The following is a 14,750-nucleotide window of genomic DNA, read 5'->3' on the forward strand; positions in this document are numbered from 1 at the left end:
TATTCCGCCCGAAAAGTGGAGCTGGCATATGAAAAGTGGTGGATAAGGGCAGTGGTGTCCGCAAACCCGTCAAAAGGCCCTATTATGAGTGGATAAGGGCTGTGGTGTCCGTAAGAGTCAGATTTGGCTTGTATTTGGACCCGGAGAGATGGCATTCTGCCCCTGAATTTGCTGGAAATGGGCAGATGGGCCGAATGTATGCGAAAAACCGAATACATTGCACCAACGATAGGGCTGATGAGCCGGATGTATGCGAAAAACCGAATACAATGCACCAACGATAGGGCAATGAGCCGGATGTATGCGAAAAACCGAATACATTGCACCAACGATAGGGCTGATGATCCGAATGTATGCGAAAAACCGAATTCAATGCACCAACGATAGGGCAAATGAGCCGGATGTATACGAAAAACCGAATACATTGCATCAACGATAGGTCAGATGTGGGCGGGATGGAGAAACGAGAAGCAGAAGCCGCAAAAGATGCTACCCGGTAAGGGGAGCATCTTTTTTGCGTGATGTGCGTGAAAGTGCGCTAGGTGAGGCGAGGCCTGTTGCACTTACAACTTCATGCCGATCAACTTGCGTAGCGCGATGGCCTCTTTTAATACCTTATTCACTGCCCGCTTCCGTTCTCCTGCTTCCGCAGGAACAGACTCAATACAACCCCGCAAAGTGCCAGACTCAGCGGAAGCAGGAAGGTGTCGTGGAACCCTGCAACCATCGCTGCAGTATGGGCAGAAGCTGAAGCGGAGCCGGCCTGGCTCATGTGCTCAGCGATGTTGGAAGACAATAGACCGGAGATGATGGCAATGGCGAAGGAGCCGACAATCTGCTGGGCGGAGGTGGTCAGCGGGGTTACCCGGCTGATCAGGTCTTTGGGTGCAGACTTGAGTACATGGGTGCCGAGCTGCATGGTGGTGAGACCCTGGCCCAGTCCCATGAGGGCGAAGCAGCTCATCATCGCATAGACTGACGTATCGCTGTCCAGCCGTGACAGAAGAACGAGTGCAGCCGAGAGCAGCACAAGACCGGAGAACACAGGAATCCGTGCTCCGTATTTGTCGAGAAGTCTGCCCCCAGCCATAACCCCGGCGAAGCTGACCAGCGCCTGCGGGATGATCATCATCCCGGATTCAAACGAAGAGAAACCTCTAACCTGCTGGAGGTACAAGGGAATCAGCAGTATCGAACCGAATAACGCGATCTGGTTAATCCAGACCAGAATAATGCCTTTGGTGAACTCGAAGGAGCGGAAGGAGCGCAGCTCAAGCAGCGGTTCCTTTTGTTGCAGCTCTACAACAATAAATAATGACAGAGTAACTAAGCCGAAGGCTAGCGTCAGCAGTGTAAAGGAGTCTGACCAGCCCTCCGCGCCACCTCTGTGCACTCCGAAGACGAGACTGGAGAAGGCCAGCGGGGACAGGATCATTCCCCAAATATCCAATTTGGCGGAGGTTCCTTTTTCGGAGACCGGAAGATACTTCATCCCTAAATAGATTGCGATCAGGCCGATCGGCAGATTGATCAGGAAAATCCAATGCCAGCTCACATATTCGAGCAGCCATCCGGACAACACGGGGCCGAGCAGCGGAGCGATCAGCATGGGCATGGCGAGGAAGCCCATCAGCTCGCCTCTTCGCTCAGGCGGAGCGATTTTGAAGGATAAGGCCATGCCAATAGGAGCCACCATGCCGCCGCCAAGACCCTGCATAATCCGGAAAACAATCAGCTGAGCCGGGGACTGGGCCGCTGCACACAGCAGGGAGCCGATAGTGAACAATAGAATGGAAACAAGAAAAACACGCTTAGCGGTAAATCTGTCCGAGAACCACCCTGCGAGCGGAATGACTATGGAGGTAGCCAGCGTGTAGCCGGTAATCGCCCATTGGATGGTCTTTAGGCTGGTGTGAAATACATTCTCCAGCTCGGGTATTGCCACATTCATAATGGTATTGTCCAGCATAACCAGCAGCATTCCGGCAATGAGCGCGAAGAGTACAGGGATAAGTGGTTTGATCGAAAATGGTTTGCCGCCTTGCAGGGCGGCTTCTGTTGCGGATAGATTCATTGCAGTACACGTCCTCTTGAAATTAATATGGGTCATCCTGCGAAGCTTGAATAATGATCGGGAAGCAGCTGTCCCCTCCGGCCGGTAAGGATCTCTGCACCCTTAATCTAACGGTGTGAGATTAATATAGCACTGCCTTTTTTCACTGTAAAGAAAAATATCTAACGGTGTAAAATTATTATGCCGCATGAATTATCTAACGATGGTAGACCCTGTTTGCAGGATCGCTTAGAATAGAAGCAGCTTGTACTCGGGAGGGCTCGAATGAGAATCAAAAATATGCAAATTACCGAACCAAATATCATCAAGGCAGCCTGGGAGCTGCTTGACCAAATAGGCATTGAGGATTTCAGTATGAGGAAGCTGGCGGATCTGCTGCATATCCAGGCCCCTTCGCTGTATTGGCATTTCAAAAGCAAGCAGAGCCTGTTTCAGACGCTCGCCAATGAGGTGGCGAAGGAGGCTCTGCAGTCTGCTAAGCTCGAAGGAGAGTGGGAAGAGCAGCTGTTTCATTGTGCATCGATGATCCGCAGCGTAATGAATAAGTATCCGTGTTCCGCCCAGCTGTTAATGAGAACGGTACCTTCCGAGCCGGACTATCTGGCCTTAATCAACTCGCTTCTGCAGATCGTGGATCATCTTCCCGTCAGCGACAGCGACAAGTTTTCCTCGATTGCCTGCCTGCTGAACTATGTGATTGCTTTTGAACTCGATAAATATGAGCAGCGCAGAGTCGATACAGCCATGAAGAAGGAAGCGGAGGGCGGAGCGCAGGGAATGTTTATGGATTCGCTTGCACGTCTGTCCGGAGAAGGGCCGAACGTGGTGCAGCGTATGCACCATAATGGCTTATTCCGCGAGTTGGGTTCGGATAACATGTTCCGTACAGGCCTGAAAATAATCATTGCAGGTATAGACCAGCTGGCCCAGCAGCAGGCATAATCCATAGTCTTGGGGTCCCCACTTTGTGGGGTTATTTTTTGCGGACAGACTGTAACCTTTTGCCGGAGGTAAACGAATAACCAGTAGATGGCTCAGCGGGAGAGGAGGCGGCGTAAGACGAACGGAAACGGAAGAAAACATGCGGAAGACCTTGAATCAGAGGAAGCGAAGGATAGTTCCGCGGAAGAAGAGGCTGTACTGGTCAGGTTCCGGGACGGAAGCCTTGAGGCTTTTGAGTGGCTGGTGTGTAAGTACCGGAAGCCTGCGGTACGTTTTGCGTACCACTTGACCGGAGATTATCACACGGCCGAGGATCTGGCACAGGATTGTTTCGCTTATCTGCTGGTGTATCCGGAGAAGTATGATCACCGTGCATCCTTCCAGACCTATCTGTTCACGATCCTGCGCAATAAAAGCATTGACTCCATCCGCAAGCGCAGTAGACAGCGTACCTTGACCGCGGAAGAGAGCCATAATTCGGAAGACCGCAGGACACAACGTGAGGGTCCAGCAGACCGCGGCGGATTCGAGAGATACGGCGGCGTACATACACAGGGAACAGACGATCCCGAGCGGCTGGCTATTATCCGTGAAGAAGACCTGGAATGGCGTAGAAGGCTGCGCCAGATGAAGCCGGATTACTGCCAGGCGGTCTATCTGGTGGATGTGGGACAGATGTCTTATGAGCAGGCGGCAGCAGTAATGCGCCGCAATATGGTTAGCTTCAAGGTGCTGCTGCACCGGGCGCGCAAGAAGCTTAGGCAGATTTACGAAAAGGAGGAGTGGGATTGTGAGGTCAAACGAACCGGAACAGTTATTTCTGGATGAGGTCTACCGCAAAGCCCGTCTGCTGGAATATGACAAGCGGGATGCAGAGAAAGTGCTGCATAACCGCAGGATGCTGGCCAGACGCAAGGCAATGACAATATCATGTGTCACAATCCTAACGGCTGTTTTTGCCCTGATGATCTCGATTGGAAAGATTAATCAGGAACTATGCGTGGCGCTGTCGCTCCTTCTAATCGCAGCAGGTCTGCTGATTGAGAAGCTTGAATTGTCGTGGAGTCCGGAGAATGACGGGTGAACAGGGAGTTATAAGAACGGGGGAGAAGACTGGAATGGAGCTAATTATTAATCATTTAACCAAGACCTACGGAAACAAGCAGGCACTGCAGGATATCAGCTTCCGGGTGGGCGAAGGCATTCACGGCCTGCTCGGACCTAACGGAGCAGGTAAAACCACGCTGATGCGTCTGCTTGCCACCTTGCTGGAGCCTACCTCGGGAACGGTGGGGATTGGTGGTGTTGCCTTGAAAGATAAGGCCCGGATCCGGGAAATGGTTGGCTATTTGCCGCAGGAATTCGCCTTTTATCCGGGGATGACGGTAGTGGAGGCGATGGATTATCTGGCGCTGCTATCGGGCATAGCCGGCCGCGCGGAGCGGAAGCGGAGAATAGACAATCTGCTTGAGCTGGTTAACCTTACCGAGCAGCGCCGTACCAAGGTGAAGGCATTATCCGGAGGGATGAAGCGCCGGCTCGGCGTAGCCCAGGCAATGGTGCATGAGCCGAAGCTGCTGATCGTTGATGAACCGACTGCAGGGCTGGACCCTGAAGAGCGGATCCGTTTCCGGCGGCTGCTCAGCCGGTTTGCCGAAGGCAGAATTGTTCTTTTATCCACGCATGTTGTTGAAGACGTGGAGTCCACCTGTGAGCAGATGACCGTGCTGCATAAGGGGCGTCTGCGTTATCACGGCAGAATAGGCGATTTAACTGCCGCCGCCGCCGGCCGTGTCTGGATAGCCGAGCTTGACCGGGTGGAGTGGGAGCGGGACCGCGACCGGTTCCCGGTACTGTCCGCTGTACCGGAAGGAAGAAATATGCGGGTGCGGGTGCTGGCAGATGAACAGCCTTATGCAGGGGCACAGCAGACCGCGCCGTCGATTGAAGATGCTTATCTGCATCTCATGCGCAGGGAGGAATCCTTCGTATGATGGCACTGATCGGCAAAGAGATGCGCATGACGCTGCGCAGCCTGGTTTTTTATCTGTTTATTATCGCGAGCGTGTTCTTCTATTTCACCTCTTATGCTACGGAGGAAACCTGGGGCGAGCTGGGTTCCCCGGTAATAAGTACGCCGCAGAATGTAGGTACTATTGAACACCCGTATTACGGCTGGAAGCAGCCGGCGGATACCCGCGATTTGGCCGAACAAATGAGGAAGAAAATGGGCTGGAATCTGGATGCCGGAACCAGCCAGAAAATCAGGCTGGGTTTTCCGTTCAAGGTTAAGCTGAACGAGAAGGAGAAGAAAGCCTTGTCTGCAGCGATCTCCCAGCTGGATGAGGTTCTGAAGAATCCGGATAAATATACTATGGATGAGGTATACACTATCGCCGAGTCAGTAAACAATCAATTGGGCGGGAAAAGTATATACCAGCAAGGGCTGGGGGAATTTGGTTCTGCCATTGAGTCTGTTGATGAAGCAATAAAGGCGCAGGAAGCGGATCTTGCCCGCTATAACGCTAAGGTGGATGCAGGTGAATTGCTGCCCGGAGCCGCACGCTACTTCAGTGACTATCTTTCGCTGCCAGCAGGGATCTTTCCGGTCTTTCTGTCTGCCTTTCTGCTGCTCCGGGACCGCTCAAGCCGGATGAATGAATTGATTTACAGCCGCAGGATTTCGCCTTGGGTGTATGTCGGTTCGAAGTTTATTGCACAAGGTGTCATGTTATCTTTGATCTACCTCATCCTGGCTGTCATCGGCGGCTGGCAGACCGTAAATACACTGGGGCTTACCGGCCAGACGGGACAGGCTATTGTAATCTTCCTTGGATACACAGCATGGTGGCTGCTGCCGACGTTATGGATATCCGTTGCCTTCGGGATGTTCGGCTCGATGCTGTTCCGCCGGGGGATCGTACCCATCGCCCTGCAGATTGTCTGGTGGTTCATGTCGGTACTGCCGCTGTTGGGCTCCTATGGGCTGAACCGGCTGTTCATCCGCTTCAACTCGCCTAATGACTACGAGTTATACTGGAAGTGGACGGATGAGATTGCACTTAACCGTAGCTTCTATTTAATACTCACTGTACTATTGGCTGCAGGAGCCGCCTGGTTATGGGAAAGAAACCGCAGCCGGCTGGATTCAGCTAAGACACTGAGCAGGAAGACAGCTAAAGGAAGTGTGGCGGCATCTGCAGCGGAGGCGCTTAGATGAGCCGGCAGATTATCCGCCCGCTGGCCGGGTACAACCTCAGGCTGACTGCACATTATTCCTGGCTCCTGTCCGCAGCGCTTCTGGCTGTCGTCCCGTTCTTCATGGAGCCGGCACTGATGGACAGGGTTCAGGTTGCGAAGCTGGGAGAACAGCTGATCAGCTTTCTGGGACTGATTGTCTTCCCCCACCTGGGCCTGCTGGAGGATGGCGGGATTGGTGAAGTACTCTATGCTAAGCGGGTAAGGCATCATCCGGTATTTCTTTTCCGCTGGCTGCTCACTGTTCTCTATATCTTCCTTGTGGTGGCTGCCTTATTCACATGGATGCATGGGAGCGGTGCTGATTTTGAACTGTGGCCGCTGATCGGGGGGACAGTGATTACCGCAGTTGCGATAGGATCAGCGGGAATGACGGCTGCGCTCTTGATCGGCAACATCTCTGCCGGATACATTGCCGGGTTCTCCTGGTATCTGCTTGATTTCATGACCAAAGGCAAGCTGACCGGCCACTTTTATTTATTCGGCCTGATAAATAGCGAATGGGATAACGATAAATGGCTGCTCGCAGGCTGTTCTCTTGTCCTTGCCGTGTTCTGTGCCTTCTGGCTGCCGCGCAAGAGGCTGGACTAATAGAGATCAGTCCTGTCTTATATCAGGTACGATCCAATATAATAAAAATCTTATAACAACCGCCTTGACGTCATTTAAGTGACTATGGCGGTTTTTTGACAGGCAAATAAACAGGCTGATAAGTAGGAGTGACTTCAGAGCTGGAGCATATTATCCGAAATAAAGGTATACTGATAATAATTTATGTCCCCCACTTTCACAGAGGAGGCTCGAGCTTTGTCTGACACACTTTTTAAGCATTTGTATTTAAGGTCTTCCATAGGCTATGCGGTAGTATCCATTGATAATGGTACAATGCTCATGGCCAACCCTGCCTTTTGCGGGATGTTCGGATATACAGAGGATGAACTTAAGGATCTGCGTTATTTGGATATTGCCTGTCCAGAGGATGAGTATACCGTGGATCATGGCCTGATTATGAAATATTTGCTGCGCAGTCCCGGCGCGGCTGTAGATAAAGAGAAGCAGTTTGTACGCAAGGATGGGGAGATCATCTGGGTGGCGCTGCATATATTTTTGGTTTTTGACGAATCGACAGGCAGGCCCCTGCAGCTGATCGCGGAGATGACAGATATTACCGCACGCAAGGTGGCGGAGAAGAAGATTGAGGATGATCATCAGCTCTACAAGCTGATTACGCAAAATACTCCGGACATGATCTCCTTTGCCGATCCGGATGGAACCTTGCGATATGTATCTCCCTCTGTTGAAAAACTGATGGGTTATTCCGCAAGTGAGATGATCGGCAGGAAAAGGCAGGAGTATTATCATGAAGTTGATGCGCTAGAGATGACTGAGCAGGGTAAGCTTTACTCGGACAACGATGTCTTTACCCGCCGGGCAAGGCATAAAGACGGCCATTATATTTGGATTGAAAGCTCGTTTCAGGTTATGCGGGACAGTGAAGGTGAAGTACAGCAGGTACTGACCATTGCCCGTGATGTTACGGAGCGGAAGAAATACGAGGAGATGCTGGCGTCTGCGCAGGAGCTTGGGCAGATGGGCTCGTGGGAATGGAATTCGGTCTATGCGGAGTTGACGGTTTCCAGCCAGATGCGAGCTATTTTTGAAATGGGCGATAGTCAGGGCATTCATACCCGGATTGATTATCAGCTGCTCCTGGATTGTGTAGTGAAGGAAGATCTGGGGGGGCTGCGTGAGGAGCTGCACCATACACTGAAGTCAGGCACCCAAGGTGAGGCCACCTTCAGAATCAGGAACGGCAGCGGCGGGCGTAGGGTGATCTATGCGCACTGGGAGGTTATCCTGGATGCAGCAGGCAAAGTTCAGCAGATCCGCGGCATTGTGCAGGATGTTACGGAACGCCATCGGATGGAAGAACAGCTTCGCGACAGCGAACGGAATTACCGCCTGATCTCGGAGAATTCACAGGACTTTATCTCACGCAATGCGACAGATGAACAGGCTACATATCTGTATGCTTCTCCGGTCTGCCAGCAGATGTTCGGATATACCCCGGAAGAAATGGTTGGCACGAATGGGATGGATTATATCCATCCTGACGATTTTGCCTGTGTGCAGGCTTTTCTGGACGACAGTAAGCAGGGCTTGAAGCTGGAACCTATCGTCTTCCGTTATCTGTGCAAGGACGGCTCTTATCTGTGGGTAGAGACTACGCTGCGGCATACGGAGACGGGAACCCCAGGAATTACAGAGATGATCGGAGTTACACGGAATATCTCTGAGCGCAAGCAATATGAACTGAAGCTGCTGGAAGGCGAGAACCGGTACAAGTCGCTGTTCGAATATAATCCGTCCGCAATCAGTGCAATGGATCTGCAGGGCTGCATCCAGTCGCTGAATGCCAGTCTGCAGCAGCTCACCGGTTATTCCCGTGAAACACTGCTGCATTCAAGCTACAGTGAGATTATAGATGCGGATGAGCTGGCATTTGTGAATAACCGTTTTCTTGCCGCTGCCGGGGGGATGGCCCAGACCTTCGAGACCCGGATCATCCGCCATGACGGGCAGACGGTTGAGGTTGGCATGATTTATGTGCCTATTCTGCTGGACAGCCAGGTGGTAGGCGTGTTTGCAATTACGAGCGATATCACCGAACGCAAACGGCATCTGGAACAGATTGAGAAGCTCAGTTATGAGCATGCGCTGATATTGAATTCGGTTTCGGAGGGGATCTTTGGTATCAATCTGCAGGGGGAGACAGTCTTTATTAATCCGGCGGCTTCCGTTATGCTGGGTTACGCTCCCGGTGAGCTGGCCAGCAATATCAAGCTGCAGACGATCGCCCAGACCTGGATGGACGGGGAACTCTACCGCGGAGGGCGTAGAACACTCGCAGAGCTGCTTACGACCAATCTCTCTTATGAGCGGGAACAGGAAGGGATTTTCTGGAGACAGGACGGTTCCAGCTTCCTCGTTAAATACCGCATGACGGCATTATACGACAACGGGGAACGAAAAGGTGCGGTAGTGGTATTCCGTGACATTACCGAGGAGAAAGCGGTTGTGCGTGCCAAGGAATCAGCGGAGCAGGCCGACCGGGCCAAATCAGAATTCCTGGCCATTATGAGCCACGAGCTGCGTACTCCGATGAATGGGATCATTGGCATGGCTGATCTGCTCTCGGGGACAGAGCTTACGGAAGAGCAGGAATATTACACACAGATTATCAATAAAAGCGGCGGAGCACTGCTGCATATCCTGAATGAGGTGCTGGATTTCAGCAAAATTGAATCCGGTATGATGACGCTGGATCTGCAGCCGGTCGATGTCCGGCAAGTGATTCAGAATGTGTGTGAACTCTTTTATCCGCGGGTCAAAGAGAAAGGGCTGACCCTGCGCAGCGAAGCAGACCCTGAGATTCCCGGGCTTGTAATAACGGATGAAATCAGGCTGCGGCAAATCCTGGTGAATCTGGTCGGCAATGCGGTGAAATTCACGGAAGAAGGGGAAGTCGGTATTTCGGTGAAGCTGGAACCTGTATGGGAACCCGGGTCAATAATTCTCAGATTCTCGGTGACAGATACCGGCATTGGAATTCCGCAGGACAGCCAGAGCCTCTTGTTCCAGTCGTTCTCCCAGCTGCATCCTTCCATTAACCGCAAATACGGCGGAACCGGACTAGGGCTGGCCATAAGCAAGAAGCTGGTCGAGCTGCTGGATGGTGCGATCGGTGTGGACAGTACGGAAGGTGAGGGCTCGGACTTCTATTTCACGATTGAGGTTATGCCGTCTGGTGAGGTTGCGGGGCCTCCGCTGCCCTTGGAAATCCTTGCAGCTGAAGAATATAAGAATGGAATTTTTGATATGGATTATCCGGAGGGGCAATATGGTCCGCTGTCGATCCTTATTGCCGAGGATCATCCGGTGAATCTGCACCTGCTGCAGAAGTATTTGAATAAGCGCGGCTATACCTCGGATGTGGCCCTGAACGGGGAGCAGGCGGTTCACGCTGTGCTCACACGTCATTATGATCTGGTATTTATGGATATTCAGATGCCGGTGCTGGATGGTATTGAGGCTACAGGGCGGATCCGCGAGGCGATGGGATTATCCCCGGTTATTATTGCTGTAACCGCCTTTGCCCGGAAGGAAGATAAGGAAATGTGCCTTCGTGCAGGGATGCAGGACTTCATCTCCAAGCCGATCCGGGTGGAAGAGCTGGACAGGGTTCTGCGGGAATGGTCGATTAATCTCCGGAATTAGCAGGCAGGGACTGAAGGGGGAGCAAACAGGAATGAGATGGGTCATCTATATTTTATTTGCCATACTCTATGCGCTGACAACGCTATACGGCCTGGGGCCGGTGCTGCTGGCTGACGGGCCGTTCCGGGAGCGGATGCTGACACTGGCCATTGTACTGCTGGTCTATGCCGGAATTACCTGGTGGCTGCGCAGTATGCTGAAGCGGCTGGGCAGACGTTGACAATCTTCCCCTGGCTAAACTATTATTTATAGGAATCGTAATTATTACGATTATAAAATAGTCAGCGAGAGGGTTACGACATTGAAAACCATGAAACGTGGCGATTTCATTATGATCCTGGTCGTATTGCTTGCCGCCGGTTCGATTTACGGCTATAAGTGGTTCTCGAATCACAATGAGCATTATGCACAGGGAGATCTGAAGGCTGTTATTACAGTGAACGGCAAGGAGTACAAGACGGTAAACCTGACCAAGGAAGAACAGATTATAGACATCCGTACCAAGTTCGGCCACAATACCCTGAAGGTGTTCGACTATGGGATACAGATGACTTACTCGGATGCTCCCCTGACCATTGCGCTGGATATGGGGTTCATCTCCAGGCCCAAACAGCAGATTATCTGTATTCCGGCCCGGCTTCTCGTTGAGGTCGTAAATCCCGATTCATCTATTGATGACGATGATGCGCTGGACGCGGTGATCTAGCACTCAAGGCTGCAGCTCCTCCCAGGCTGCTGCGGCGTCGGCATTGGTGTATACATAAGGTGTGGACGGCTCAGGAACTGCGGTTAGGACTTCCGGAGTAATCTGCAGTGTCTCCACTCCCTGATAGAGCACCACATGAAGCTTGCCCCGAACCTCAATCCAGGTATCGGCGGGCAGGCTTATTTGTGTTCCCGGCTCCAGCAGAATACCGAACGGAGTGGCATCCGCCGTGCAGCACTGGACGAGGAATCGGCTGACCGCATAGCTGGACTGGCCCGCACCCTGCGGCTCGCGGTAGAGGAAGCCGGATACCGAGATTTCCCTGCCCTCAAACTGTGATTTATACAGGTTGATTGCGCCCAGGGTCTCGGAGAAAATCTCCGGGTATACAGGAATAACGGACTGTCCGTACAGCTTGCCGGCCAGATCGGCAAATTCCGCCTCATAGGGGTTAGAGGGGGTGAACTTCGCGCCGCTGCCGGACTCTGCGGCTGTATAAGACAGGGTGATGCCTTTTCTGGCCGCTGCAGCACTGCCCAGCGCGCGGTCAGGCAGGAGAAACCCGAGCAGCAGCGGAAGCAGGAACAGGCTGTACAGTGCGGAGCTGCCCAGCCCGGAACGGGGGAGGCGGTGCTCACAGTCGCACAGGACACTGCTTTTGCCAAGGACGGCTTGAAGCCCGAGGCTCAGCGCCATCAGGGAGAGCGGAACCGGACACAGTCTGATCCAGCGGGCCAGCTTGGGGGCAACGTAATAATGAAGTGCGTCCTGCTGGACCAGATGTCCGATATAGAGGGCGAAGGCGAGCAGAATAACCGCCCTCAGTAAATAGTGAAACCGGATGCTCCGGGCGTTATTCATACGGAACCTCCTAAGAGTTTGTGAAGGTTGCTCCCTGAGTTTCAGCGGACAAACTAGATCGGAAGCATACGCTGAGTTTGTAAGCGGAGCTACAGCCAGAGTGAAGCCAGCACCGAGCCGGTGAAGACCGCCGAGAAAATCAGGAAGAACAGATAAAGTGCGAATCTGGTTTTGAACAGCGACAGCAGCATCAGCGAGTTTTTGAAGTCGAGCATCGGGCCCAGCACCATGAACGCCAGCAGTGATCCGGCCGGGAATGAATGCAGGAAGGTAGAGGCGACAAAGGCATCTGAGGTGGAGCAGAGCGAGAGTACAAAGGCCAGCCCCATCATGAACAGGTAGGAGCCCAGCGGGCGCTCTCCGATAGCGGTCAGGCTGCCGTGATTCATGAAGGTTTGGATACCGGCAGTTAACAGGCAGCCGATGATCAGATATTTGCCCATTTCAAAAAACTCATCCGACGTATGCACAAAGACTGCGACTAGCCGCCCGCCGCGGGTAGTGCGGTGATGCTCCTCACCTCCCTCGCGCGGGATGGACAGACGCAGCGGTGATTTGCGGACGGTGGCATAGATGACAAGTCCGATTAGGGCGGCTACGGCAAAAGCCAGTCCCATACGCGCATAGGCCAGTTCCGGATGGGAACGGAAAGCCGTCAGGGTTGCCCCGTAGACGACCGGATTCAGGATCGGACCGGACAGGATAAAGACAATGGCCACGTATAGCGGCATGCCTTTGTGCATTAACCGGCGGACAAGCGGAATCATCCCGCATTCGCAGACGGGGAAGATGATCCCGAGCAGGCAGCCGAATAGAATAGCCGGAACAGGATGGCGCGGAATCCAGCGTGAGATCATCTCGTCCGGCACAAAGACGCGGAGCAGTGAGGAGAGCAGCGCACCAAGGAGCACGAACGGCAGGGCTTCGAGCAGAATGCCGAGAAACGCTGTTTTGAACGTGTCCACATACCCGTTGTTAAGCAGCTCCGGATGACCGGGGAGCCAGAGAATGCCAATTGTGAGCAGGAAGGCAGCGGGAATGAGCAGCGGCAGTATTTTGAACGGAGAAAAGGTTGTCAAAGGCTTCATCGGCTCCTTCCCGCGCCTGATATTAGCTGAACAAGGCTGCCCAGCGGCGGCTGACCGCCCTCTCGTCCAAATTAAGACCGATGCACACAATGTAAGGCTGGCCCGGATAACGTGAGGCTTCCCAGGTTGTGCGGTGTCCCGCATATTGCACGAGCTGTACGGAATCATGCTCCGCAAGCTGGACATGACCTTTGGCTCTAAGCAGACTGTCTCCCCATTCCCGGAAAAAAAGCTCCAGCTGCTCCCGGCGGATGAGTCCGTTTCCCCCCTGCGGAACGGTCAGCGTAACTGCCGCTACCTGCGAGTAGGAGGTGCTTGGGCCGGACTCGGGCTCCTGTACAGCAGTCGCGCTCCCCCCGTAGCCAGGACTGGTTCGTTTAAGCGATGTGCCGTTTATAGTACCCGGTCCGCGCTGCGGCGCAGGCCTCCGCAGTTCACGGGCGGCGATGCCTGCCAGCAGCGGGGCCAGATTAATCTGACTGTAATGGGTAAAAACAATCTCCGATTCAGAGTTTTGCTTATAGACCATTTTCTCGATTTTCCATAGGGTTTCCGGTTCGACCAGATCGCTTTTGTTCACGATAATCAGATCGGCCACCGTGAGCTGCTTCCGCAGGGTGCGGACCAACTGTTTATCGGCGGAGAAGCGGCTGTTATAATCCAGCGCATTCTCGGCGTCGAGCAGCGTGATGGTAAAGTGCAGCTTCAGCCGGTCTGCTAAAGGCGCCTCCAGCAGCGATTTGGCAATTTCATCAGGGTCCGCTACGCCGGTAAGCTCGATGTAGATGATATCCGGCCGGCGCGCCAGCAGGGCGGCCAGGCTGCGCGGCAGCTCTTCCTTACGGCTGCAGCATACACAGCCGTCCAGCAGCTTTTCCACACTAGTGCCGGTATTCTCCTGCAGAATATAGCCGTCGACATCCTTTTTTCCCAGCTCATTCATGACAACGCCGGGATTCAGCCCCCGCCGCTTGCTCTCCTTCAGCAGACTTAACAGCAGAGTAGTTTTTCCGCTCCCCAGAAATCCGCTCAGTATGATCACAGGTATCTTCATGGCTCACTCTCCCGCTTCGTTCTTGGAATTGCAAGAATCATATTTTCGGAAAATAACACGTTCCGGCTGAAACGATGCCGTCATTGAAAGACGGCCAAGCCGTTTTCACTTGTAATTCCATCTATACGTAATTCCTCCGCAGGAAAGACCACAATTCTAAGAGAGTTGAAATTTTGCGGATCACCAGTTGACAGCAGACAGGCGGACCATGTAGAATGTGTAAATCGTAATAATTACGATTAAATGAGAGGGAGTTGAATTTTAGTGAGAGTAATCGTTACCTTGGCCTGCACAGAGACTGGCGACCGCAACTACACCACTACGAAGAATAAGAGAACCACGCCCGGACGGCTTGAGATGAAGAAATACTGCCCGCGCCTGAAGCGTGTAACGCTGCACCGTGAGACCCGCTAACTTGTGGAATTGCTGTATCGTGGGATAAAGATGAAGTCCGATAGACGGCAATGACTGCATTGCTGCCCCATATTA

At 53.0% G+C, this 14,750-nt stretch carries 14 protein-coding genes; 10 read left to right on the forward strand and 4 right to left on the reverse strand.

Annotation, left to right across the window (positions count from 1 at the left end; genetic code table 11):
- Positions 1 to 619: 619 nt before the first annotated feature.
- The gene (locus QW71_RS30965; RefSeq protein WP_047014075.1) at positions 620 to 2,074 is read right to left on the reverse strand and encodes an MDR family MFS transporter; all 1,455 of its coding nucleotides are present in this window, start codon (positions 2,072 to 2,074) and stop codon (positions 620 to 622) included.
- 264 nt (positions 2,075 to 2,338) lie between these two features.
- Between QW71_RS30965 and QW71_RS30970 the strand changes: the two genes are divergently transcribed.
- From QW71_RS30970 to QW71_RS31010, 9 genes are all read left to right on the forward strand, one after another.
- Positions 2,339 to 3,016: a TetR/AcrR family transcriptional regulator gene (locus QW71_RS30970; RefSeq protein WP_039308697.1), complete on the forward strand. Its 678-nt coding sequence runs from the start codon at positions 2,339 to 2,341 to the stop codon at positions 3,014 to 3,016.
- 87 nt (positions 3,017 to 3,103) lie between these two features.
- Positions 3,104 to 3,844: an RNA polymerase sigma factor gene (locus QW71_RS30975; RefSeq protein ID WP_039308699.1), complete on the forward strand. Its 741-nt coding sequence runs from the start codon at positions 3,104 to 3,106 to the stop codon at positions 3,842 to 3,844.
- A complete protein-coding gene (locus QW71_RS30980) occupies positions 3,807 to 4,100 on the forward strand; it encodes a hypothetical protein (protein WP_039308701.1) in 294 nt (97 codons plus the stop codon). Before QW71_RS30975 ends, QW71_RS30980 begins: the two co-directional genes overlap by 38 nt.
- Before the next feature lie 34 nt (positions 4,101 to 4,134).
- Positions 4,135 to 5,010 (forward strand): ABC transporter ATP-binding protein, encoded by an 876-nt coding sequence (locus QW71_RS30985; RefSeq protein ID WP_039308776.1) that lies wholly within the window; start codon positions 4,135 to 4,137, stop codon positions 5,008 to 5,010.
- Positions 5,007 to 6,236 carry an ABC transporter permease gene (locus QW71_RS30990; RefSeq protein ID WP_039308703.1) on the forward strand — a complete coding sequence of 410 codons (1,230 nt, stop codon included), beginning with the start codon at positions 5,007 to 5,009 and terminating at the stop codon, positions 6,234 to 6,236. Before QW71_RS30985 ends, QW71_RS30990 begins: the two co-directional genes overlap by 4 nt.
- On the forward strand, positions 6,233 to 6,865 hold the full coding sequence (locus QW71_RS30995; RefSeq protein WP_039308704.1) for a hypothetical protein: 633 nt from the start codon (positions 6,233 to 6,235) through the stop codon (positions 6,863 to 6,865). Before QW71_RS30990 ends, QW71_RS30995 begins: the two co-directional genes overlap by 4 nt.
- A 216-nt stretch (positions 6,866 to 7,081) precedes the next feature.
- Positions 7,082 to 10,552 carry a PAS domain-containing hybrid sensor histidine kinase/response regulator gene (locus QW71_RS31000; protein ID WP_039308705.1) on the forward strand — a complete coding sequence of 1,157 codons (3,471 nt, stop codon included), beginning with the start codon at positions 7,082 to 7,084 and terminating at the stop codon, positions 10,550 to 10,552.
- 31 nt (positions 10,553 to 10,583) lie between these two features.
- A complete protein-coding gene (locus tag QW71_RS31005) occupies positions 10,584 to 10,772 on the forward strand; it encodes a hypothetical protein (protein WP_039308706.1) in 189 nt (62 codons plus the stop codon).
- Between the two features lie 90 nt (positions 10,773 to 10,862).
- Positions 10,863 to 11,258, forward strand: a complete 396-nt coding sequence (locus tag QW71_RS31010) for a NusG domain II-containing protein (RefSeq protein ID WP_039308777.1) — start codon at positions 10,863 to 10,865, stop codon at positions 11,256 to 11,258.
- A 3-nt stretch (positions 11,259 to 11,261) separates the two neighbouring features.
- Here the strand turns inward: QW71_RS31010 and QW71_RS31015 are convergent, their stop codons facing one another.
- The 3 genes from QW71_RS31015 to QW71_RS31025 all read right to left on the reverse strand — a co-directional run bounded on the left by QW71_RS31015 (position 11,262) and on the right by QW71_RS31025 (position 14,261).
- Entirely contained in the window at positions 11,262 to 12,119 is an 858-nt protein-coding gene (locus tag QW71_RS31015; protein WP_039308707.1) for a TIGR03943 family protein, read from the reverse strand.
- 89 nt (positions 12,120 to 12,208) lie between these two features.
- Positions 12,209 to 13,207 (reverse strand): permease, encoded by a 999-nt coding sequence (locus QW71_RS31020; RefSeq protein WP_039308710.1) that lies wholly within the window; start codon positions 13,205 to 13,207, stop codon positions 12,209 to 12,211.
- Positions 13,208 to 13,229: 22 nt separating this feature from the next.
- The gene (locus tag QW71_RS31025) at positions 13,230 to 14,261 is read right to left on the reverse strand and encodes a GTP-binding protein (protein WP_039308713.1); all 1,032 of its coding nucleotides are present in this window, start codon (positions 14,259 to 14,261) and stop codon (positions 13,230 to 13,232) included.
- Positions 14,262 to 14,525: 264 nt separating this feature from the next.
- Between QW71_RS31025 and rpmG the strand changes: the two genes are divergently transcribed.
- Positions 14,526 to 14,675 carry a 50S ribosomal protein L33 gene (gene rpmG / locus QW71_RS39410; protein WP_042135659.1) on the forward strand — a complete coding sequence of 50 codons (150 nt, stop codon included), beginning with the start codon at positions 14,526 to 14,528 and terminating at the stop codon, positions 14,673 to 14,675.
- Positions 14,676 to 14,750 lie beyond the last annotated feature (75 nt).

The organism is Paenibacillus sp. IHB B 3415, assembly GCF_000802655.2.
Classification (GTDB): domain Bacteria; phylum Bacillota; class Bacilli; order Paenibacillales; family Paenibacillaceae; genus Paenibacillus_AQ; species Paenibacillus_AQ phytohabitans.

Coding starts and splice junctions, on each gene's coding strand:
- QW71_RS30965 (WP_047014075.1), bottom strand. CDS start 2,074: ATGAATCTATCCGCAACAGAAGCCGCCCTGCAAGGCGGCAAACCATTT.
- QW71_RS30970 (WP_039308697.1), top strand. CDS start 2,339: ATGAGAATCAAAAATATGCAAATTACCGAACCAAATATCATCAAGGCA.
- QW71_RS30975 (WP_039308699.1), top strand. CDS start 3,104: ATGGCTCAGCGGGAGAGGAGGCGGCGTAAGACGAACGGAAACGGAAGA.
- QW71_RS30985 (WP_039308776.1), top strand. CDS start 4,135: ATGGAGCTAATTATTAATCATTTAACCAAGACCTACGGAAACAAGCAG.
- QW71_RS30990 (WP_039308703.1), top strand. CDS start 5,007: ATGATGGCACTGATCGGCAAAGAGATGCGCATGACGCTGCGCAGCCTG.
- QW71_RS30995 (WP_039308704.1), top strand. CDS start 6,233: ATGAGCCGGCAGATTATCCGCCCGCTGGCCGGGTACAACCTCAGGCTG.
- QW71_RS31005 (WP_039308706.1), top strand. CDS start 10,584: ATGAGATGGGTCATCTATATTTTATTTGCCATACTCTATGCGCTGACA.
- QW71_RS31010 (WP_039308777.1), top strand. CDS start 10,863: ATGAAACGTGGCGATTTCATTATGATCCTGGTCGTATTGCTTGCCGCC.
- QW71_RS31015 (WP_039308707.1), bottom strand. CDS start 12,119: ATGAATAACGCCCGGAGCATCCGGTTTCACTATTTACTGAGGGCGGTT.
- QW71_RS31020 (WP_039308710.1), bottom strand. CDS start 13,207: ATGAAGCCTTTGACAACCTTTTCTCCGTTCAAAATACTGCCGCTGCTC.
- QW71_RS31025 (WP_039308713.1), bottom strand. CDS start 14,261: ATGAAGATACCTGTGATCATACTGAGCGGATTTCTGGGGAGCGGAAAA.